Below are 22,355 nucleotides of genomic sequence, written 5' to 3' on the forward strand. Positions count from 1 at the left end.
AAATGGCATTTTTATACGATACACTTTTACAGGAATTCGGAAAAAGAGCCATATCTCAGATTTCAATTCCCGCACACATTTCAGATAATTTGAAATTTAGCCAAAGACCTTATCAGCAGGAAGCTTTTCAGCGTTTTATTCTCTGTCATTCGGAAAATTTTGCAGGCAAACCAAATAAACCGCTTCATTTACTGTACAATATGGCAACAGGAAGCGGGAAAACTTTGGTAATGGCAGGTTTGATGCTTCATTTATATGAAAAAGGCTACCGGAATTTTCTGTTTTTTGTGAACAGTAATAATATCATCCAAAAAACGAAAGATAATTTTCTCAATCCTCAAACGTCTAAATATCTCTTTAAAGATAAAGTTGTCATAAACGGAAAAGAAGTTTTACTAAAACAGATTGATAACTTTGATGAAGCCGATCAAGAGAATATCAATATCAAATTTACAACGATCCAACAGTTGCATATTGATTTGAATAATACCAAAGAAAACAGTGTTACTTACGAAGATTTTACAAATAAAAAAATAGTAATGATTGCCGATGAAGCCCATCATTTAAGTGGTGGAACAAAAAACGGAAACCTTTTTGGAAGTTGGGAGGAAACGGTTTTGAAAATCCTTCATCAGAATTTTGACAATATTTTGTTGGAATTTACGGCAACTCTGGATTATGAAAGTCGGGAAATCATCAATAAGTATAAGGATAAAGTCATTTATAAATATGACCTTTCGCAGTTCAGGGCAGATAAATTTTCTAAAGAAATAAATCTTGTGCGCTCGTTATATGATGAGAAAGGACGTATCATTCAGGCGTTGATTCTTAATTTGTACCGTCAGGAATTGGCAACGATTAACAATATTAATTTAAAGCCTGTTATTCTTTTTAAAGCAAAGAAAACGATTAAAGAATCGGAACAAAATAAAGAAAATTTCCACAAACTGATTGATGAGTTATCTGAAGCGATGGTGGAGAAAATTAAGAAAACTTCTACGGTTTCCGTTGTGCAGAAGGCTTTTCAGTTTTTTGAAGCCAAAAATATTTCGTTGAATGAGATTGCAAAACGTATTCATATCAATTTCAGGGAAGAAAATTGTCTGAGTGCAAATAATGATTCGGAGGCAGAGAAAAATCAGATTTTACTGAATACTTTAGAAGATGAAAACAACCCGATTCGTGCTGTATTTGCGGTCCAAAAACTCAATGAAGGTTGGGATGTTCTTAATTTGTTTGATATTGTAAGATTATACGAAGATCGTGACGGAAAAGACGGAAATCCAGGTAAAACAACACTTTCTGAGGCGCAATTGATTGGTCGTGGAGCAAGATATTATCCTTTTGCGTTGGAAGAAGGTGAAGATAAATTTGTCAGAAAATACGATGATGACATTTCAAATGATTTAAAAATTTTAGAAGAATTATATTATCATACCAAAGAAGACAACCGCTATATTTCGGAACTGAAAAAAGCTTTGATAGAAACCGGAATTTATGAAGATGAGGTTAATTTGGAAACTAAAAAACTCACTTTAAAACCAATATTTAAAAACTCGGAATTATATAAAAAAGGATATGTTTTCTCTAATAAAAAGCTTCCCAAAAATTTTGATAAGGTAAAGTCGTTTGTTGATTTGGGAGTTACTAAAACCAATTATCGGCATCAGCTTTCTTCAGGTTCTGGGAGAGTCTCCAGTGTGTTTTTTGAATTGGAGAGTCCGGTTTCTTTTGATGAAGCTATAAAGTCTAAAGACGTTGAACTTAAAAATATACCGAAACACGTTATCACATATGCATTAAGTCAGAATCCGTTTTATTATTTTGATAGTCTCTCACGGTACTTTCCGAATATTTCGTCGCTTTCAGATTTTATTGAGGATGTGAATTATTTGGGAGATTTAGAAATTACTTTCCTCGGTAATTACAGTCGTCTTCAGGAAATTTCACACTTTGATTATCTTCAGGCGCTAAACGGTTTATTGCAAAATATAGAAACGGATATTAAAAATAATTCTACAGAATATGAAGGCTCAGAATATTACTCGCAACCTATTCGTGAGGTTTTCAGGGATAAAGAAATCAGAGTGAATAAATTAAGCGAAAGAGCAAAAAGTCAATCCGAAACGAGCGATAAATTCAGGGTTAATTTAGACAATGAAGATTGGTTTTCTTTCAACGATAATTTTGGAACTATTGAAGAAAAGGCATTTGTTTCATTATTTTCCAGACGTTTTGAAGGTTTCAGCCACAAGTTTGAAAATATTCATCTCATTCGGAACGAAAGAGAAATTAAAATTTTTGATAAATATGGTCGTGCTTTTGAACCGGATTTCTTATTGTTTTGCAGTGAACGAGCCAATAAACAATTAACTTTTCAGGTATTTATCGAACCGAAAGGTGCTCATTTAATAGGATATGACAAGTGGAAAGAAGACTTTTTGAAAGTCATAGGAAATGAAAAAAAATCTATCAAAATCTATACAGATACCTACAAAATTACAGCAGTTCCCTTTTATAATTACGGAAATGAAAACGAGTTTAAGAGGGTTTTAGAAAGTACATTTGAAAATTAAAATTATTGTATTTAATTTAAATAAATTCAGTATCTTTGCACCACTTTTTGTGGGTAAGGTTTGAAAAGGTAAATTATTATAAATTAATTACTTCCGTATTTTTTAAATCCACATTTATTCAAGCCATTAAAAAAGAAGGAATACAAATTTTATTAGAAAATGTCAAAAGAGACAAATTCAGCAGAGGTTATTTTAAACCAAAACGTAGCACCGGAACAATTTGACTGGGATTCTTTCGAATCAGGTCTTGATGCAGATGCTAGAAAAGAAAAAAGCGATTTAGAGGAAATCTACAACGGATCTCTTAGCAGTTTAAATGATAACGACGTTATCACTGGTAAAGTTGTAAGATTAACTGATAAAGAAGCTATCGTAGACATCGATTTCAAATCTGAAGGTGTTATTTCTCTTAACGAATTCCGTTACAACCCAGGCCTGAAAGTAGGTGATGATGTTGAAGTAATGGTAGACAGAAGAGAAGACAAAACAGGACAGTTACAGTTATCTCACAGAAAAGCAAGAACGCTTAAAGCTTGGGATAGAGTAAACGAACTTCACGAAACTGGAGAAATCGTTAACGGTTTTGTTAAGTCTAGAACTAAAGGAGGTATGATCGTTGACGTACACGGAATCGAAGCATTCTTACCAGGTTCTCAAATTGACGTTAAGCCAATTAAAGATTACGATCAGTTCGTAGGAAAAACTATGGAGTTCAAAGTTGTGAAAATCAACCCTGAGTTCAAAAACGTAGTTGTATCTCACAAAGCATTGATCGAAGCAGATATCGAAGGTCAGAAAAAAGAAATCATCGCTCAGCTTGAAAAAGGTCAGGTTCTTGAAGGTACTGTTAAGAATATTACTTCTTATGGTGTATTCGTAGATCTTGGTGGTGTTGATGGATTGATCCACATTACAGACCTTTCTTGGTCTAGAGTGAACCACCCATCTGAAATCCTAGAGGACGGACAGACTGTAAAAGTTGTTATCCTTGATTTTGATGACGAGAAAACAAGAATCCAGTTAGGTATGAAGCAATTAGAAGCTCATCCTTGGGATGCTCTTTCTGCTGACATGAAAGTTGGTGACAGAGTAAAAGGAAAAGTAGTAGTTCTTGCTGACTATGGTGCATTCGTAGAAATCGCTCCAGGTGTAGAAGGATTAATCCACGTTTCTGAAATGTCTTGGTCTACTCACTTAAGATCTGCAGGTGATTTCGTGAAAGTAGGTGATGAAGTTGAGGCTGAAGTATTAACTTTAGATAGAGAAGACAGAAAAATTTCTCTTGGTATCAAGCAATTAAGCAAAGATCCATGGGAAAATATCGAAACTAAATATCCGGTAGGATCTAAGCATGTAGGAACTGTAAGAAACTTTACTAACTTTGGTGTATTCGTAGAGTTAGAAGAAGGTATCGACGGATTAATCTACATCTCTGATCTTTCTTGGACTAAGAAAATCAAGCACCCATCTGAGTTCTGTGCAGTTGGTGATAAATTAGATGTTGTAGTTCTTGAGCTTGATATCCAGGCTAGAAGATTATCTCTGGGTCATAAGCAGTTAACTGAAAACCCTTGGGATAAATTCGAAACTAAATATGCTGAAGGTACTATCCACGCTGGTAAAGCGGTAGAAGTTCACGATAAAGGAGCTTCTGTACAGTTTGAAGACGTTGAAGTAGAAGCTTTCTGCCCATCAAGATTATTAGAGAAAGAAGATGGATCTAAAATCAAGAAAGGAGAAGAAGCTCAGTTCAAAGTAATTGAATTCAACAAAGAATTCAAGAGAGTAGTAGTTTCTCATACAGGGATCTTCAGAGACGAAGAGAAGAAAAATGTAAGAGATAACTCTAACAACAGATCTAATAATACATCATCATCTTCAAACAATGAAGAAAGATCAACTCTTGGTGATATCGATGCATTAGCAGAATTGAAAAGAAAAATGGAAGAAGGTAAATAATCTTTGAACCATTGATCATATTGAGCCGCTCATTTGAGCGGCTTTTTTTTGTGCCTGATTTTGAAATTTATCAGTCTTAGGTTTGAAGATACAGATGGTAAATAATCGGTCGGTATTTGCTTCAGAACAGCTTTTTAATGAAAAAAATCCGGTTACAGCTCAATTATGGAAATGATAAAACCCCTTTCGATAAGAGTTCTGTGATATAGATATTTTATTGTTTAAAATAATTTATTAAAAAATCACATTGATTGTGAATTATTTGTAAATTAGCGGCTTTATTAGTAAAATGAAAAAGATAATTCTACCACTCTTATTTGCTGCTTTTGCAGTATTTCCTTCCTCTTTATTTTCACAAGATAACGAGAAGCTGATTAAAGATTATATTTCTCAAAATAAAACCAGAGAATATAAAAAGAACGACCTTACCAATTTCACCATTGATAATATTGATCATTCCAAATCAATGAATGGGGAAGTTGTAAAGTTCCTGCAGACCTATAATGGCCTTCCGGTGTACAGTTCCGTAGGAACAGCCCTGATCCGGGATAATAAGATTATCTATTATACAGATAATTTTGTAAAGAATTATGCTGCATCTACATCAGCCAAAGCTGCAATCAATAAAAGTACAGCGCTTCAAAAAATTGCTGAAGAACTGAAAAATTCTGATATTACCAATTTTACTATTCTTGAATATCTTGAAAAAAGTAATAAACGGGCTACATCAGCAAACCAAAGATTGGTTTATACCAATGATGGAAATGACAACCTACGTCTTGCGTATGAGTATACTTTAGCAGAACCTAAATCTCCAAATTACTGGAACATTTTGGTGGATGCCAATAATGGAAAGATTCTTGTGAAAAATAATCTCACATTATCGTGTAATTTCCATCCTGAAGCATTTGCTTCAGATGCTGATCATAACCATGCTGACCATTTTGAGAATACCCTTATGGGTCCTCAGAACAAGAATAATATAGCAACAAACAACATTCCTTTATTTGTTCCTGATAATGCATCCTATAATGTATTTCCCTTGCCGATTGAGGCACCTACTTTTGGAACGAGATCAGTGATCACTAATCCATGGATACTCAATGCTTCCCCTGAAGGATGGCATTCTGACGGTACTACACATTATACAATCACAAGAGGAAATAATGTTTTTGCTTACGAAGACGTTGCAGGAACTGCTTTAACGATAGCGCCCGATTATCTGCCGGGAACTCCTACGGATGGCGGATCAACAAGGAATTTTGATTTTCCTTTCAATATTAACGAGGTGCCTGCAAACAACAGGAATGCATCAATTACCAATCTGTTTTATCTGAACAATAGAATTCATGATATTTTCTATCAATTCGGGTTTACAGAATCTGCAAAAAACTTTCAGCAGAATAACTTTGGAAAAGGCGGAGTTGATGATGACTATGTGTTTGCAGAAGCCCAGGATGGTGGAGGTACAAACAATGCCAATTTTGCGTCGCCCGAAGATGGTTATAACCCAAGAATGCAGATGTACCTTTGGTCACCTGTAGGAAGAGTGTTTTTTTATAATGCACCGGGAACCGCAGTTACCCGTACACCGGGAGCAGGGACTGCACAGTTTGGCAATCCTCTCACTTTGACAGGAACTACGGGAAACATTAAACTTTCACCGGTTTTGGACGGTTGTACAGCTTTACCGACAGGATCACTTACAGGAAATATAGGTCTGGTTGAAAGAGGAACATGTGCTTTTGCCGTTAAAACAAAAAATCTTCAGGATGCTGGTGCCATTGCTGCCGTAATCTATAATAATCAGGCTAATGGTGCTACTTTGGGTAATATGTCGGGAACAGATGCAACGATTACTATTCCATCTGTACTCATTACTAACAGTGAAGGAGAATACATCAAAACCCAGCTTACCGCAAACACGCCCGTAAATGTTACATTAAAATCGAACGTAACACCGGATGGAAGTTTTGATAACGGAATTGTAACTCATGAATACGGTCATGGAATTTCCAACAGACTGACAGGTACAGGATATGCATGCTTAAACTCAAACGTAAGCAAAGAGCAAATGGGAGAAGGATGGTCGGATTTCTTTGCATTGATGCTGACGAACAAGCTTGGTGATAATGCAGGCGTACCGAGAGGTATGGGGACCTATGTGGCTGGACAGGCCATTACAGGCTCTGGAATCAGACCGGCCAAATACTCACCTGATTTTGAGGTTAATGACTTTACCTACGGAGATACCAACGGAATGGAATACACCAACCAAAACGGTGTTGTTGTTCCTGATGTACACTCTATCGGCTTTATCTGGGCAACAATGCTTTGGGATCTTCATTGGAAATATGTTGCAAAATATGGATATTCTTCAGATGTATTGGCAAATACAACCAATGGAAGCTCAAGAGTATTACAGCTTGTTACGAATGCATTGAAACTTCAGGCATGTAATCCTAACTTCATTGAGGGTAGAGATGCTATATTGGCAGCAGAGCAAGTAGCTACTCAGGGACAGGATAAATGTATGATCTGGAAGGTTTTTGCAAAAAGAGGTTTAGGTACAGGCGCATCAGCAGGAATTAAAGCCAATATCAATGACCAGCAGGAAAGCTTTACTTTACCGGCTGAATGTGCTGCGTTAGGCACCGACGAAGTAAAGTCTGCTAAGGAAAACCATATTTCTATTTATCCGAATCCTGCTAAAGATGAGTTTTACATCAGCTTCCCAGGCAATACAATTGGAAAAGTAAGTCTGGAAATCTATGATATGTCTGGAAAACTTGTTTCTTCAGAAGACAAAATTTCACCGGATTCCAAGAAAGCAGTTTCTACAAATAATTTAGTAAACGGAACCTATATGGTAAAAGTAAAAGGCCTTGGCTTTGAAGCTTCATCTAAAGTAATCGTTAAGAAATAATTTATTATTATATAATTCATTTGAATCGCCGCAAGCTCTGCTTGCGGCGATTTTATTTATCTATCATAATGACGTTCCCGGTAATTTTGATTATTATATTGTAACTTTGCCGGCTGTTAAAAAAATTATGAAGAAGAAAAATATACTCAAAGGAGTTTTATTCGTAGGAATCGGGGCCAGTATATACGGAATGCTGGCTACATTTGTTAAAATGGCTTATCATGATGGCTATACCACGTCAGAAGTCACTACTTCCCAGTTTTTGATGGGTTTGATCGGGCTTTTGATCCTGAATTTTATACAGACCATCACATCAAAACAGAAACTTTCGTCGCCAAGTTTCAAAGAAATAAAAATGCTGATGATTGCAGGAACATCTTTGGGATGTACCAGCCTTTTCTATTATATTGCAGTTCAGTATATTAATGTTTCCATAGCGATTGTGCTGCTGATGCAGTCGGTTTGGTTCAGTGTTGTTGTGGAAAGTATAATAGCAAAAAAATTACCCAATGCCAGGAAAGTAATTTCTGTGATTATTGTACTGGCAGGTACCATATTGGCTACCAACCTGATTAATATGGATATTGAGCTGGACTGGCACGGTATCTTCTGGGGCCTTATGGCTGCAGCTTCCTATACGATGACCATGTTTACATCCAATACGCTGGCTACACATCTTCCCGTATTCAGGAAAAGTATAATTATGCTTTGCGGAGGAGCGGTTGTCGTACTTGCATTCCTGTTTTTTGCCCAGATCGGGCCTATGTATTTTGATGGATTAAAATCATTATACCTTAACTTTACAGAAAATACAGAGCATATTCATTCATTTAATTATTCAATATTCTGGACATACGGATTTGTACTCGCGTTGTTTGGAACCATTATTCCGCCGATTTTGTTCAATATCGGTTTCCCGAATGCAGGGCTGGGATTGGGAAGTATCGTTTCATCACTGGAGCTTCCGGTATCGGTGACGATGGCTTTCGTTTTATTGGGTGAAAAAGTTTTACTGATCCAATGGGCGGGAATCGTCCTTATTCTTTTTGCTATTGTACTGATGAACCTGCCTTCAAAAAAAGAGATGAAACTAGTAGAAGCTGCTTAAAAATAGTTAATTAAATATCATATTGAAACCGTTTCTTTTGAGGCGGTTTTTTATTTTTTTAATGGAAATATTTTTCTGTAGCTTAGCGAACGCCAAAGCCACTCCAGTAATCCGTAATTATACTTTTTCAGCCACCATCTGCTGAAAAAAATCTGTAAAATAAAAACCAAAAGTGCAGTCAGTATATACCAGTGTAGTGCCCAATCCGGCTTTATCCAGATAAATAAAATAAATGCAATTATATTCTGTATGATGTAATGAGTAAGTGTCATTTTACCCGTTACCTGAAGTGCTGAGAAAACCTGTTCAGCCTTGCCTGAATTATACAGCCAAATGACTCCGGTAGTTGTTAATGTCATGATGCACAGTACCTCCGGATAAAATAAATTGTAGTAAGTATTGAATGTCCACTCATAATTTTCTATTAAAAGCTGGGTGAAAAATAAAGCAATTGAAAGGCTTAGGCTGATCCGGAATATTTTTTTTAAAAGTTTTGAATTATTATTTATTTTAGAAAAAAAACTGCTTCTATGTAAAGCTGCACCAATTAAAAAACAACCCAACTGTATCAGATGTAAAACAATGGAATAGCTTAAGCGAAGCATCCACTTATATCTCATGACCAGATTGGCCTTAATATGATCCCAAAAAGTATTTTTATCATACAGCTCATAAAACAGATCCCGGTCTTTAGGAGCAAATAATAAATGATGCCTTCCTAAAAAAGATTGTAAAAATGGGGTTAATAATAAAATAGCTATTCCAAGAATGAAGAGCGTTTTTGTATTGAAACGGTAGAACAGCAGTAATATTAATCCCATGAAAGCATAGTCGTTGAGAATATCACCACCGAAAAACAGGGTATTGATAAAAGCAAAGACAAACAGCCATAGCATACGCCTGATAAAAAATGAACTCGTGGGATGGCCACTGTCACTTATTTTTTTTAATAATACAGAAAAACCAAAACCAAATAATACAGCCAGTAAAGTCCAGCCTTTTGAGCCTAAAACAACCTCGGAAATATTTTGTATAAACAAGGTTAGGCCAGATTCTGCTTTTACCGAATGATTATTCCAGGTATAGATCGTGAAATAATTAATAACGACTACACTAAATAATGCCCAACCCCTTAAAATGTCTATAATCGGTGTGCGCTGGTTTTGTAGGATAGGGCTGCTGTGATTCATAAAATAGACATGTTTAAGAGAACAGGAAGTTTAAATGGTATTTTATTAGTTTTTTCAAATATACCCCTGTATTTTTAACCTAAAACATTATTAATGTTAATATTTTGATAAAGAATGATGTAAAATGCCAAGTTATCTTAAAATAAAGCTGAAACTGAAATAACGACGATAAACCATTTCTATTGAATTTGTTTTCTTTAATTTTAAGGTTTAAAATAAAGCTCTACATGAAATATTTCAGAAAGGCAATGGCGGTGATCATGCTTTCAGCTGTACCAACATTGCTGTTTTCGCAGGTAAAACCACTGGATGCAATGTTGTCCGATTATCAATATCCGTACGAAGTTCATTATATAGATCTTAAGTCCCAAAATAACGATCTGAAGATGGCATATATGGATGTACAGCCGAATAAGCCAAACGGAAAAACGATAATGCTTCTGCATGGTAAGAATTTTAACGGAGCCTATTGGGAAAAGACGGCAAAAGACCTTTCAGAAAAAGGATTCAGAGTGATTATACCGGATCAGATAGGATTTGGGAAATCGTCTAAACCTCAGAGTTACCAGTTTTCTTTTTCACAGCTGGCCGAAAATACAAAAGCCATATTAGACAAACTGGAAATTGATAAAACCATAGTGCTGGGACACTCAATGGGCGGAATGGTGGCAGTAAGGTTTACACTGCTTTATCCTGGGAAAGTTCAGAAGCTGATCCTGGAAAATCCGATAGGACTGGAAGATTACAAAACTTTTGCTGCTTATCAGACTATAGATCAGGCGTATCAGTCCGAACTTAAAAATACGGCTGAAACTTATAAAGCCTATCAGCTGAAATTTTATTACGATAATAAATGGAAAGCAGAATACCAACCTTGGTTAGATTTAATTGCAGGCTGGACTTTACACAAGGATTATCCTCAGGTAGCCTGGGACGCAGCACTTACTTCTGATATGATCTACAACCAGCCTGTATGTTATGAATTTAAAAATATCAAAACACCAACGTTGCTCATTATCGGGACAAGAGACAGAACAGCAATAGGAAAAGACAGGGCATCAAAAGAACTTCAGTCAAAAATGGGGCAGTATCAGGAATTAGGAAAAAAAACGCAACAGTTAATTTTAGGTTCAAAACTGGTTGAACTCGAAAATGTAGGGCATCTTCCGCATATAGAAGTATATCCGGAGTTTTCCAGCGCTTTGTATGAGTTTATAAAATGAAGCCGATAAGAGAATATGCATGGATTGCAAATAAAAAGAGACTACCTGAATAGATAGTCTCTTTTTGTATGTATTGTTGTCTGAATTACTTCTTCTTGTAAGCAGCGTCTTTGATTCTAGCTTTTTTACCTCTAAGGTCTCTGAAGTAATAAATTCTAGATCTTCTAACTCTACCTCTTCTGTCAACTTCAATTTTCTGAAGTGCAGGCATGTTGATAGGGAATACTCTTTCTACACCTACATCACCACTCATTTTTCTGATTGTGAATGTCTTTGTAGCTCCAGTACCTCTTAATTGGATAACGGTACCTTTAAAGAACTGAGTTCTTGTCTTTTGTCCTTCTTTAATTTCGTAATACACAGTAATTGTGTCTCCTGCTTTGAATTCAGGGAAATCTTTTTTAGTAATGTACTGGTCTTGTACGTACTTTAATAAATCCATTATTAATAAAATAAAATGTTAAAGCTAAGCAACTTACACGTTCTTCGTCAGAGGTTGAATAACAGGTCGCAAAGATACAAAATAGTTTTTGATTCCACCAAATAATTAATATGCTAAAAACTATAATTTTTTCACCCCGGATCTGCCTTAAAATTAACAGTTCTTTTAAATTCCCATCAGGCACAGTTTACATAGGAAATCTACTTTTGCCCGGACTTAAAAAATCAGCTCATTATTTTTTAATGGCCTGATTTACAAATTGAAAGTAAATCTATACAAAAGTAAACTATTATGAAACATTATTTCTTCTTTTTCTGCTTTGCCGTCCAGATGGCATTCGGGCAGGCACTGTTTCCCTATCTGCAGAACCCCACACCGAGTTCGATGATCGTCAACTGGAAAACAGCTTCCAACAATGAAACAACCGTGATCTACGGAACATCTCCGACGAATCTGAATGTTACTTTTACAGGAACAACCAATATTTTTTCAGATACAGGATACAATAACAACTATTATTATCACACGGCAAAAATCGCCAATTTACAGCCCAATACAAAGTATTATTACAAAATAAAAACCGGAACAAGTGAATCGGCGGTTTATAATTTCAGAACGCTTCCTTTACCGGGACAGCCTGTAACAGCAAATGGGAAAATCCGTTTTCTGATCATGGGTGACAACCAGATTAAAGCTGAACCAAGATATGATTCATTAACGTTAAATGCTTATAAAAAATTAAAAGAGAAGTTCGGACCCAATTCCGATCCTTCAGATAATGTTGCTTTAACCTTTATGGTTGGGGACCAGGTGGATGTGGGAACATTGGACCATTATGAGAATGTCCATTTTAAAAAGAACATCAAATTATCTCCTTACCTTCCTATTCAGACGACGGTAGGAAACCATGAGACTTACGGAACGCTTGGGATGAATTCTTACTATGCCCATTTCTATATTGATGAAATTAAATATAAAAACATTTCATCCGGAAACGAGAACTATTATGCCCAGCAGGCCGGAAACGTTCTGTTTGTAAGTTTAAGTTCGGAACATACAGGCACTGCCCAGCAAACATGGCTTTCCCAGATCCTGAACGAAGCAAACAGCGATCCTACCGTAGACTGGATCATTTCTCTAAGCCACAGACCTTACCAGGCTGAACAGTATGTCGGAGATATTTCTACTTGGGTAAGAAACAATGCAGTACCGTTGTTAACGACTTCAAATAAATACTTAATGCACGTTGGGGCTCATCATCATTTATATCACAGAGGTCAGCTGAAAGATACCCCGAATTACCAGATCATTTCCGGAGGAACTGCGTGGGACCAGTATTGGGGAATGTCCAATGAGCAGGATTTTGATGATGTACAGAAAACACTGACAGACTGGACCTACCAGATCGTAGAAGTTGATGTAAATACCGGGAAAGTTGATGTAGAATGCTACTCAATAGGTGGAGTGTACAATAGAAAGTATAATGAACTGGTAGATACTTTCCACAGATACAAAAATCAACCAAAGCCTTCAAAGCCATCTGTGGCCAATACTTTTCCAGCGCCGGTAACGTTGCCTTTGACCCTGGATGGAAGTGTTTTTGCTTCATCTAATGGAGAATTACTGAACACTACACAGTTTTTAATCAGTAAGGCATCCGATTTTTCAGTGATTGAAAAAGAATTTTACCGTGATTATGAAAACTGGTTCGGGAAAGACGGAAACGGAACACCGGATAAAACGAAAAACTTAAATGCAGGAGTTGACATTACAAAGGCAACCATTCCTGCCAATTCCATTTCAAACGGAATATACTATGTAAAGGTACGTTACAGGGACAGGAACCTGGAGTGGAGTGACTGGAGCGATGTCAAGCAATTTACGGTAACAGGAAGTGTAGTTTCCAATCCTACATTTACATTGGACAAAACCGAATATACTCAAGGTGAACCCATCACAGCCACTTACACCGGCGGACCCGGAAATCAGCAGGACTGGGTAGGAATCTATAAAAAAGGACAAACCCCAACTTCAATAACTTCTCAAAGTTTCCTTTATACGAACGGACAGACAGCAGGAACTGCTGTTTTCTCTAACGGTATTGCTAACAAAGGACAGTATTTTGCAGGTTTCTTTGCCAACGCAGGATACACTGAAATCACAGGCAGAAAAAGCTTTTATGTAGGGCCGAAAGTACAGCTTCAGACTACTGCAGATACCTATCCTGTAGGCGGAACGGTGGTCATCAATTACAGCAACGGGCCGAACCTGGTGAAAGACTGGATCGGGATTTATAAGATGGGACAGACGCCCGGAACCAATACTTCCATTAAATGGAGCTATGTATCAACAGCTTCAGGAACACTGAATTTTACAGGTCTTCCGAAAGGATATTATTATGCCCAGTACCTGCTTGAAGACGGATATACGGGAATCGGAGATAAAGTGTTCTTTAAAGTAGGGGATATTGTTACAGACTTATGGATCAACAAACCTGTTTATACACTGGGTGAAAATATTACGGCTTCATGGACGGATTCTCCGGGAATTATCAAAGACTGGCTGGGAATTTATCCTCAGAGTGTTCAGACTCCGGATGATAATTTTGTTTCCTATACCTATTTCGATGGCGTTACTCAGGGAACAAAAACAATTCAGGGAACAGCACTTCCCACAACACCGGGGAATTATTATATGGTGATGTTTACCAATGATTCTTACACGGAAGTTTCAAACAGAAAAGAGTTCCAGGTAACATCCGGAACACTGGGAACCGACGAAGTGAAAAGCACAGAGAAAAATGTAGTTTTATATCCGAATCCCAGCAGACCGGGCGAACCTACATTCATCAAAAGTGATTACCCGATTGAGAAAATTGAGCTGGTATCCGCATCAGGACAGCTTTTGTATGAATCAAAAAACATCAACAACCAACGTTTTTCGCTGGTCAACGAGAACCTTCCGAAAGGAGTGTATTTCGTGAAAGTTCACACCAGAAAATTATTTACATTAAAATTGATTATCCAATAATATTCTGATGTTGTGATAAAGAAGTGTGCCGAAAGGACGATTTAAAAGAGAAGCGGGAAAAATTAAAATTTTTCCCGCTTCTTTATGCAATGCTGATTAATCAGTCATCAGTCGATTTTAAAGCCCAGGCAATCAGTGGTGCCTGCATGAAAAGTCTTGCAAACCTTTGGTTATCCGTATTCAGTCCAAAAGAATCTCTTCTGTTTTTGTATTGGGAAATATTTCCGGGGAGTACGGCAACGAAAAATCCGGCGAGAAGCTGGCCCATTGTTTTCCGGTATTTTTTCGGGGTTACAATGGTTGCTGTTCCCAGAAGGATTTCTGCAATGCCTGAGTAAACCACGGTATCATCTTTTTTTAACGGAACCCATTCGGGAACCTGTGCCTGAAATTCCTTTCTTGCAAAAGTTAAATGTCCGATTCCGGCTGTAATCAAAAAAGCTCCAAGAGCAATTCTTGAGATATCTTTTGTTTCCATAATAGTAAATATTTGATTTGGTAACAGATTATTTTTAGTAATAACCAAAATTTGGACCAGACAGAAAATATTTATAGGGTTCACAATAATCAAATAAGATAGGAATACGGTAGATATGAGAAAAATTATTAAATTTAGCCAACAGAAAAATCTAATATTTTCATGATAGATAAAAGAGTAAAAAATGCGAAGGAAGCCATCGACGGGATTCAGGATGGAATGACATTGATGTTGGGTGGATTCGGACTTTGCGGTATTCCTGAGAACTCAATTAATGCTTTGGTAGAAAGCGATGTGAAGGATTTAACCTGTATTTCAAACAATGCAGGTGTTGACGATTTCGGGTTGGGATTATTGCTTCACAAAAGACAAATTAAGAAAATGATTTCTTCTTACGTGGGAGAAAATGCCGAGTTTGAAAGACAGATGCTTTCCGGAGAATTGGAAGTTGAGCTTACTCCACAGGGAACTTTGGCGGAAAAATGCAGAGCGGCACAGGCGGGTATTCCTGCTTTTTATACACCTGCAGGTTTCGGAACCGAAGTTGCGGAAGGTAAAGAAGTAAAAGATTTTAAAGGAAAACCTCATATTTTAGAACACGCTTACGAAGCAGATTATTCTATCGTAAAAGCATGGAAAGGTGATCACGCAGGAAATTTAATTTTCAAAGGATCAGCAAGAAATTTCAATCATCCGATGGCGGGTGCGGCAAAAATTACCATTGCAGAAGTGGAAGAACTGGTAGAACCGGGAGAATTAGATCCCAACCAGATTCACATTCCCGGAATTATGATCCAGAGAATTTTCCAGGGAGAAAAATTTGAAAAGAGAATCGAACAGAGAACAGTTAGAAAAAAGGACTAAACTTTTTTTAAAAATTAAATAAAAAAAAAGGCGCTGAAATTTTCTCAGCGCCTTTGTTTTTATTATGCTTCCGGTGAAATAAGCATTTTTCTTTCCCCGATCTGCTGTCGCCACATCGCATAGTATAAACCTTTTTCGGCAATCAAATTATCATGAGAGCCCATTTCTATGACTTGTCCGCGTTCCAAAACATAAATTCGGTCCGCATGCATAATCGTACTTAAACGGTGTGCAATAAGAACCGTGATTTGTTCCTTTTCTTTGGAAATATCTTTAATGGTAGAGGTTATTTCTTCTTCAGTAATACTGTCCAGGGCAGAAGTAGCCTCATCAAAAATCAATAAATGTGGTTTCCTTAAAAGTGCTCTTGCAATGGCAATTCTCTGTTTTTCACCGCCGCTCAGTTTCAGTCCGCCTTCGCCGATAACGGTTTCGATGCCTTTTTCAGCTCTTTCCAGCAATGCGGTACAGCTTGATTTCTGCAAAGCGATTTCCAGATCAACTTCTGTAGCATTAGGATTTACAAAAAGAAGATTTTCTTTGATGGTTCCTGCAAAAAGCTGGGTATCCTGGGTCACAAAACCAATCTGATTTCTCAGTTCATCAAAATCAAATTCTTTTCCGTTAATAGAGTTATAAAAAATATTGCCTTCCTGAGGTCTGTACAATCCAACCAGCAATTTTACCAATGTACTTTTCCCCGAGCCGCTTGGTCCCACAAAAGCGATGGTTTCTCCGTTTTTAACATCAAAAGAAATATTATTTAATGCTTTATATTGAGCAGATTGATGCTTAAAAGAAACATGCTTAAATTCCAGTTCTTCAATCGCACCGATTTGTTTGGGATGAAGCGGTTTTTCTTCCACCTCTTTTTTCATTAAATTATCAAAATTAAAAAGAGAAGCTTCCGCCTCACGGTAAGAAATAATGATATTCCCGATTTCCTGCATCGGTCCGAAAATGAAAAAACCGTAAAACATCAGAGACAGATATTGTCCCGGAGTAACGATGTTTTTAAAGATTAACAGCAACAAAGTCATCGTGATCATCTGCTGAAGAAAATTCACCATCGTTCCCTGGATAAAACTTAAAGAACGGATGCTTTTCACCTTTCTAAGCTCAAGCCCTAGAATCTTATAAGTGTTATTATTCAAACGGATCACTTCCTGGTTCGTTAATCCTAAACTTTTAACAATTTCTATATTTCTTAAACTTTCCGTTGTACTTCCAGCCAGAGCCGTAGTTTCCGAAACAATATTTTTCTGGATGCCTTTGATCCTTTTACTCAGTAAGTTCGTGATAAATGCAATCAGAAAAATTCCACAGATGTACACAGGCATAATCGACCAATGCAAACGGATTGCGTACACAGAAACGAAGATAATACTCACCAGGATTCCGAAGAAAATATTAATGAAACTCGTGATAAATTTTACCGTATCTTCTCTTACTTTCGTTAAAATTGATAAAGTTTCACCGCTTCTCTGGTCCTCAAATTCCTGATAAGGCAACGCCATTGAATGTTTTAAGCCGTCTGTAAATATTTTTGCACCAAACTTTTGAGTAATTACGCTTACTGCATAATCCTGAAAAGCTTTCGCAATTCGGCTCACCATCGCCGTTCCGATCAGTAATCCTAAGAAATAGAATACACCGTGATAAATACCCTCTCCATATAAATACTGATCCAGGTTCCTGGGTAATAATTTTTCTTTGTCAAAAAAATTGGGGTGAGTAACCAGTTTATCGAGGATATTACCGGTAATTGCCGGGGCAAATAAAGAAAAAACCTGATTAATGGTCGCCAAAAACAAAGAAAGGATAATCAACCATTTGTAAGGCTTAAGATATTTTAAAAGTATTTTCATTTCTAATCAATAATGGTGCAAAATTAACGATATTATTTTGACTAACGGTGTTAATAATTTTTATGATGACCTGTCATTCCGTATAATTGAAAAAAATATTTGTGTTAAAAATAGTATTATCCTTGTCAGAAGTTTAAATATTGACAAGGATATTTTCTGGAGACTTTGCGTAAGGACATTATTAAAAAGAAAGCTTTATCCCGAACTCAGGCAACAGTAATAATTTTGAATAATAAAGCCCTTTTGTATTCAGGTGAAAATATTTAAATTGCAGTCTAAGTTTTTAATATGCTCACAAAAGAACAAATTGCCAAAAGAATTTCAAAAGAACTCAAAGACCGTTACTATGTAAACCTCGGAATAGGAATCCCGACTTTGGTCGCTAACTACGTTCCGGAAGGGATTTCCGTAGAATTCCAGAGTGAAAACGGAGTGCTGGGAATGGGACCTTTCCCTTTCGAAGGTGAAGAAGATGCAGACGTAATCAACGCCGGAAAACAGACGATCACCATTTTAGAAGGGGGTTCATTTTTCGATTCAGCCTTTAGTTTCGGGATGATCAGAGGTCAGAAAGTAGATCTTACCATTCTTGGTGCAATGGAAGTTTCAGAGAACGGAGACATCGCCAACTGGAAAATTCCTGGCAAAATGGTAAAAGGAATGGGCGGTGCAATGGATTTGGTTGCTTCTGCTGAAAATATTATCGTTGCCATGATGCACGTCAACAAAGCTGGAGAAAGCAAGATCTTAAAAAAATGCACACTTCCTTTAACGGGTGTCAACTGTGTAAAAAGAGTCGTAACCGAATTAGCTGTTTTAGACGTAACTCCGGCCGGTTTCAAACTTATTGAAAGAGCTCCTGGAGTTTCAGTAGAACATATTGTAAAATCTACAGAAGCAGATCTCATCATTGAAGGTGAAATCCCTGAAATGCAATTCTAAATAAAATAAAAACCTTGTCAATCGACAAGGTTTTTTTATGCGTAATTTAATCGACATAACAAGTCGCAGCATTAAGAAAATAAATTTTATTTCAAGACAAAAGAAAATTATCTACCATCCTGCGCTCCAAAAACCTTCTGCAAAATACTCGTTGTTCTCATTACAGAATTATTTCTGATTCCGCTTTCTTTATCAGCAACCATTTTAAATACACCATTAATGGTTTCCGTCGTCACATATTCATTAAGATCGGTGCTTACCGCTTGACCGGTTAAGGTATTGTATTTTGAAATTAAACCCTTCCAAACCGTATCAGCACCCACTTTTCCTAAAGAAGCTTTTACTTTCGGCTGAAAAGCAGTAAATAACTGACTTTGAGTTTTTGACTGCAAATAATTTGTCGCTGCATTATCAGATCCTAAAAGAATATTCTTCGCATCCGTAATCGTCATAGATGTAATTGCTTTAGTGAAAATAGGGGCGGCTTCCGTTACCGCATCCTCGGCAGCCCTGTTTAATAATTTCACCCCTTCATCAGCCAGGCTTCCCATGCCTAGCGAACGTAGTGTGGTATCAATCTTTCTTAATTTTTCAGGCATTAAAATCTTTACCGCTTCATTCTTTAGAAAACCGTCAGTTAAAGCCAGTTTTTTTACACCATCAGTCACTCCAATACTTAAAGCTTCCTTTAATCCTGATGATATCTGTGTTGAGGTCAGATTCCCAAGATTGACGGGAGAATTTTTGGACGGAGTGGCGGTTTTGGTAGAAGAAGTTTTGGGTTTTGAGGGATTGTCAAGATCAACTCCGGTTTGGGTTTTAACAGTAGACTTGATCATATCTAAGATTTGTGCCTGTGAAGAAACTGAAAACAATAACGCTGCAGCGAATAGAATATTTTTTCTCATTGTATATTTTTGCAAATTTAGATACTTTATTAATTAATAAGTTAAATGACCGAAGATTTTTGGAAAATAATTATATTAGCTAAAACCTTAATCATACTTAAATGCGACGTTTTCTTATTATGTTTTCTGCTCTTTTTTCCACTGTATTTCATGCCCAGAAAAAACCGGATTTAATTCCCTATCCTCAAAGCGTCATTATGCAGGAAGGCAGGTTTGTAATTCCTGAAACACTGATATTGAATGATCAGCTGCCAAAAGAAGAAACAGAATATTTTAAAAAACGTCTCGGTTCCCGGATTAAGTTTCAGTCCAGCAGCAAAACAGAAAAAGTGCATGTAATGTATATGCCGGTTCCGCAGCCGAAAATTCCAATTGATCCTGAAGGAGATAAAGAAAGTTATTTTATTGATATTTCGCCCAAAAGGATTTTTATAAGCTCCAATACCAGGCAGGGGTATTTTCTTGCCCTTCAGACGCTGATCCAGCTGTTTGAAGAACATAGAGAGGATGGAGAAATCCCGGCCATGGAAATTCAGGATCAGCCAAAATTCGCATGGCGGGGAATGCATCTGGATGTCAGCCGTCACTTCTTCAATGTTGATGAGGTTAAACAGTATATTGATTATTTGGCAATGTACAAACTGAATACCTTTCACTGGCACCTTACAGACGATCAGGGCTGGAGAATTGAAATTAAAAAATATCCGAAACTTACCCAGATAGGCTCAAAACGTAAAGAATCAATGACCGGGGCTTACGTTGATAATACTTTTGACGGAAAACCTTATGGTCCCTATTTCTACACTCAGGAACAAATTAAAGAAGTTGTTAAATATGCCGGACAGAGACATATTACCGTAGTGCCGGAGATTGAAATGCCGGGTCATGCCTTAGCTGCTTTGTCTGCCTATCCCGGGCTTGCCTGCACAAAAGGACCATTTGAATCCGCTACAAAATGGGGTGTTTTTGACGATGTTTTTTGTCCGAAAGAAGAAACATTTACGTTTCTGGAAAATGTACTTGATGAAGTCATTGCATTATTCCCGTCCCAGTATATCCACATCGGCGGTGATGAATGTCCTAAAACAAGATGGAAAGAATGTGCCCACTGCCAGGAACTGATCAAAAAAAACAATCTGAAAGACGAGCATGGCTTACAAAGCTATTTCATCCACAGAATTGAAAAATATGTCAACAGCAAAGGCCGAAAGATCATCGGCTGGGACGAAATTCTTGAAGGAGGTTTAGCTCCAAATGCTGCCGTTATGAGCTGGACAGGCGTGAATGGAGGAATAGAAGCTGCAAAATCCGGACATTTCGCAGTGATGACACCGGGAGCCTATTGTTACTTTGATCACTATCAGGGAGATCCGCAGTCAGAGCCCAATGCTTTCGGAGGATTTACCCCTTTGGATAAAGTTTATTCCTATAATCCCATTCCTGCAGAACTCAATGCCGAACAGTCCAAATATATTTTAGGGGTTCAGGCCAATTTATGGACAGAATACATCCCTGATTTTAAGCAGGTAGAGTACATGATATTTCCAAGACTGATGGCACTTTCCGAAGTGGGCTGGGGAACAGCAGATCCTAAGAACTATAAAGAATTTGAAAACAGAGTAATCGGCCAGTTCAAAGTGCTGGACAGGATGAAGGTCAATTATGCAAAAAGCATTTATAATATCTCCGGAAAAGTGCTCCCTGCCGGCAATGGTATTGCTTACGAACTTACAGTCTCACAAAATCCGGAAGGAATCCGGTATACAACAGACGGCACAGAACCCTCAATGGATTCACAGGTTTATCAGGGACCTATTGCTGTTTCAAAATCTTTAACCGTTAAATCTGCCTATTTTGAAGATGGAAAACTGAAAAGCGCTGTTTCTTCACAGGAATTCACAATTTCAAAAACGACAGGAAAAAAAATAACATTAGAGCAACAACCGAGTGAAAATTATTCCTTTGGCGGAGCTTTTACCCTTGTAGACGGAATTACCGGAAACACAAGACAATTAGGGAAAACGTGGCTGGGCTTTCAGGGGAAAGATGTTGTTGCAACGATTGATCTTGGGCAGAAAACGAGTTTTTCAGAAGTTTACTTTAATACTTTGGAAAATAAAGGAAGCTGGATTCATCTGGCGAAATCTGCACAGATCTTTGTTTCCGATGATAATAAAAATTTCAAAATAATTAAGGAAATTGGAAAAGACGAAATCCAAAACGCAAAAGGAAAAATTAAATTAAACGTAGGAAATCAAAACTCAAAATACATCAAAATAAAGATAGAAAACGCAGGCATTATTCCAGCCGGAAATCCGGGAGCAGACTCAAAAGCATGGCTGTTTGTTGATGAAATCGGTATAAATTAGCTCTATAGCCTGCATAGCAATATAATCCTTCACAGAATTTGCTGTATTGGTACATTTCAGGAATAAGCTTACTCATAAAAATAAGAAAAGACCATGGATAAGATGCTGTGGTCTTTTTTCCTTTTCTGCTAACGGGAAAATTGCTAATTTGGAAGCCAAATATATCTAACCATGCAAAGTAGACGAAACTTCATCAAAAAAACAGCCGCCGCTTCCCTGGCATTTGCCGTAAATCCACTGGATCTGATTGCCGGAGAGCTGCCGGATAACCCTGCAGCAACGGGAAAACCTATTGTGCTTTCCACCTGGAATTTCGGACTGAAAGCCAATGAAGAAGCCTGGACCATTCTGGGAAAAGGAGGAAAAGCGCTGGATGCAGTGGAAAAAGGAGTTCGTCTCGTAGAATTGGACCCGACTGAAAGAAGCGTAGGCTATGGCGGACGTCCGGACAGGGACGGCAGAGTAACCCTTG

General features: G+C 37.3%; 15 protein-coding genes. 10 read left to right on the forward strand and 5 right to left on the reverse strand.

Translation table 11 applies throughout. The features are described from left to right. The first annotated feature begins 2 nt into the window (after positions 1-2). From IX38_RS11255 to IX38_RS11270, 4 genes are all read left to right on the forward strand, one after another. Positions 3-2,576: a DEAD/DEAH box helicase family protein gene (locus tag IX38_RS11255; protein ID WP_034704951.1), complete on the forward strand. Its 2,574-nt coding sequence runs from the start codon at positions 3-5 to the stop codon at positions 2,574-2,576. 159 nt (positions 2,577-2,735) lie between these two features. After that, positions 2,736-4,535: a 30S ribosomal protein S1 gene (gene rpsA, locus IX38_RS11260; protein WP_034704954.1), complete on the forward strand. Its 1,800-nt coding sequence runs from the start codon at positions 2,736-2,738 to the stop codon at positions 4,533-4,535. 289 nt (positions 4,536-4,824) lie between these two features. Continuing rightward, positions 4,825-7,461 carry a T9SS-dependent M36 family metallopeptidase gene (locus IX38_RS11265; RefSeq protein ID WP_034704957.1) on the forward strand — a complete coding sequence of 879 codons (2,637 nt, stop codon included), beginning with the start codon at positions 4,825-4,827 and terminating at the stop codon, positions 7,459-7,461. Positions 7,462-7,588: 127 nt separating this feature from the next. Next, positions 7,589-8,569 carry an EamA family transporter gene (locus IX38_RS11270; RefSeq protein WP_034704959.1) on the forward strand — a complete coding sequence of 327 codons (981 nt, stop codon included), beginning with the start codon at positions 7,589-7,591 and terminating at the stop codon, positions 8,567-8,569. Between the two features lie 50 nt (positions 8,570-8,619). Here the strand turns inward: IX38_RS11270 and IX38_RS11275 are convergent, their stop codons facing one another. Then, on the reverse strand, positions 8,620-9,759 hold the full coding sequence (locus IX38_RS11275) for a DUF418 domain-containing protein (RefSeq protein ID WP_034704960.1): 1,140 nt from the start codon (positions 9,757-9,759) through the stop codon (positions 8,620-8,622). 227 nt (positions 9,760-9,986) lie between these two features. Between IX38_RS11275 and IX38_RS11280 the strand changes: the two genes are divergently transcribed. After that, positions 9,987-10,982, forward strand: a complete 996-nt coding sequence (locus IX38_RS11280; protein ID WP_034704962.1) for an alpha/beta fold hydrolase — start codon at positions 9,987-9,989, stop codon at positions 10,980-10,982. An 85-nt stretch (positions 10,983-11,067) separates the two neighbouring features. On the opposite strand, the gene rplS is transcribed toward IX38_RS11280, so the two are convergent. After that, positions 11,068-11,424, reverse strand: coding sequence for a 50S ribosomal protein L19 (gene rplS, locus IX38_RS11285; protein WP_034704964.1), 357 nt, complete (start codon positions 11,422-11,424; stop codon positions 11,068-11,070). A 291-nt stretch (positions 11,425-11,715) separates the two neighbouring features. Here rplS and IX38_RS11290 point away from each other — a divergent pair, with 291 nt between their 5' ends. After that, positions 11,716-14,454, forward strand: a complete 2,739-nt coding sequence (locus IX38_RS11290; RefSeq protein WP_034704965.1) for a fibronectin type III domain-containing protein — start codon at positions 11,716-11,718, stop codon at positions 14,452-14,454. A gap of 100 nt (positions 14,455-14,554) precedes the next feature. Here IX38_RS11290 and IX38_RS11295 read toward each other — a convergent pair whose 3' ends face one another. Continuing rightward, entirely contained in the window at positions 14,555-14,932 is a 378-nt protein-coding gene (locus IX38_RS11295; RefSeq protein WP_034704967.1) for a DoxX family protein, read from the reverse strand. A 162-nt stretch (positions 14,933-15,094) separates the two neighbouring features. On the opposite strand from IX38_RS11295, the gene IX38_RS11300 reads away from it, so the two are divergent. After that, positions 15,095-15,796, forward strand: coding sequence for a CoA transferase subunit A (locus IX38_RS11300; RefSeq protein ID WP_034704968.1), 702 nt, complete (start codon positions 15,095-15,097; stop codon positions 15,794-15,796). A 62-nt stretch (positions 15,797-15,858) separates the two neighbouring features. Here IX38_RS11300 and IX38_RS11305 read toward each other — a convergent pair whose 3' ends face one another. Then, positions 15,859-17,664 carry an ABC transporter ATP-binding protein gene (locus IX38_RS11305; protein WP_034704970.1) on the reverse strand — a complete coding sequence of 602 codons (1,806 nt, stop codon included), beginning with the start codon at positions 17,662-17,664 and terminating at the stop codon, positions 15,859-15,861. Between the two features lie 288 nt (positions 17,665-17,952). Here IX38_RS11305 and IX38_RS11310 point away from each other — a divergent pair, with 288 nt between their 5' ends. Beyond that, on the forward strand, positions 17,953-18,606 hold the full coding sequence (locus IX38_RS11310; protein WP_034704973.1) for a CoA transferase subunit B: 654 nt from the start codon (positions 17,953-17,955) through the stop codon (positions 18,604-18,606). A 107-nt stretch (positions 18,607-18,713) separates the two neighbouring features. Here the strand turns inward: IX38_RS11310 and IX38_RS11315 are convergent, their stop codons facing one another. Then, complete coding sequence (locus IX38_RS11315; RefSeq protein ID WP_034704976.1) at positions 18,714-19,514, reverse strand: DUF4197 domain-containing protein; 801 nt, start codon at positions 19,512-19,514, stop codon at positions 18,714-18,716. Positions 19,515-19,615: 101 nt separating this feature from the next. On the opposite strand from IX38_RS11315, the gene IX38_RS11320 reads away from it, so the two are divergent. Both IX38_RS11320 and IX38_RS11325 read left to right on the forward strand, forming a co-directional pair. Continuing rightward, positions 19,616-21,883, forward strand: a complete 2,268-nt coding sequence (locus IX38_RS11320; RefSeq protein ID WP_034704979.1) for a glycoside hydrolase family 20 protein — start codon at positions 19,616-19,618, stop codon at positions 21,881-21,883. A gap of 171 nt (positions 21,884-22,054) precedes the next feature. Continuing rightward, a partial coding sequence (locus IX38_RS11325) for an isoaspartyl peptidase/L-asparaginase (protein WP_034704982.1) occupies positions 22,055-22,355 on the forward strand: 301 nt, incomplete at its 3' end.

The sequence above is a fragment of the Chryseobacterium luteum genome, assembly GCF_000737785.1.
GTDB classification, from domain to species: Bacteria; Bacteroidota; Bacteroidia; order Flavobacteriales; family Weeksellaceae; genus Chryseobacterium; species Chryseobacterium luteum.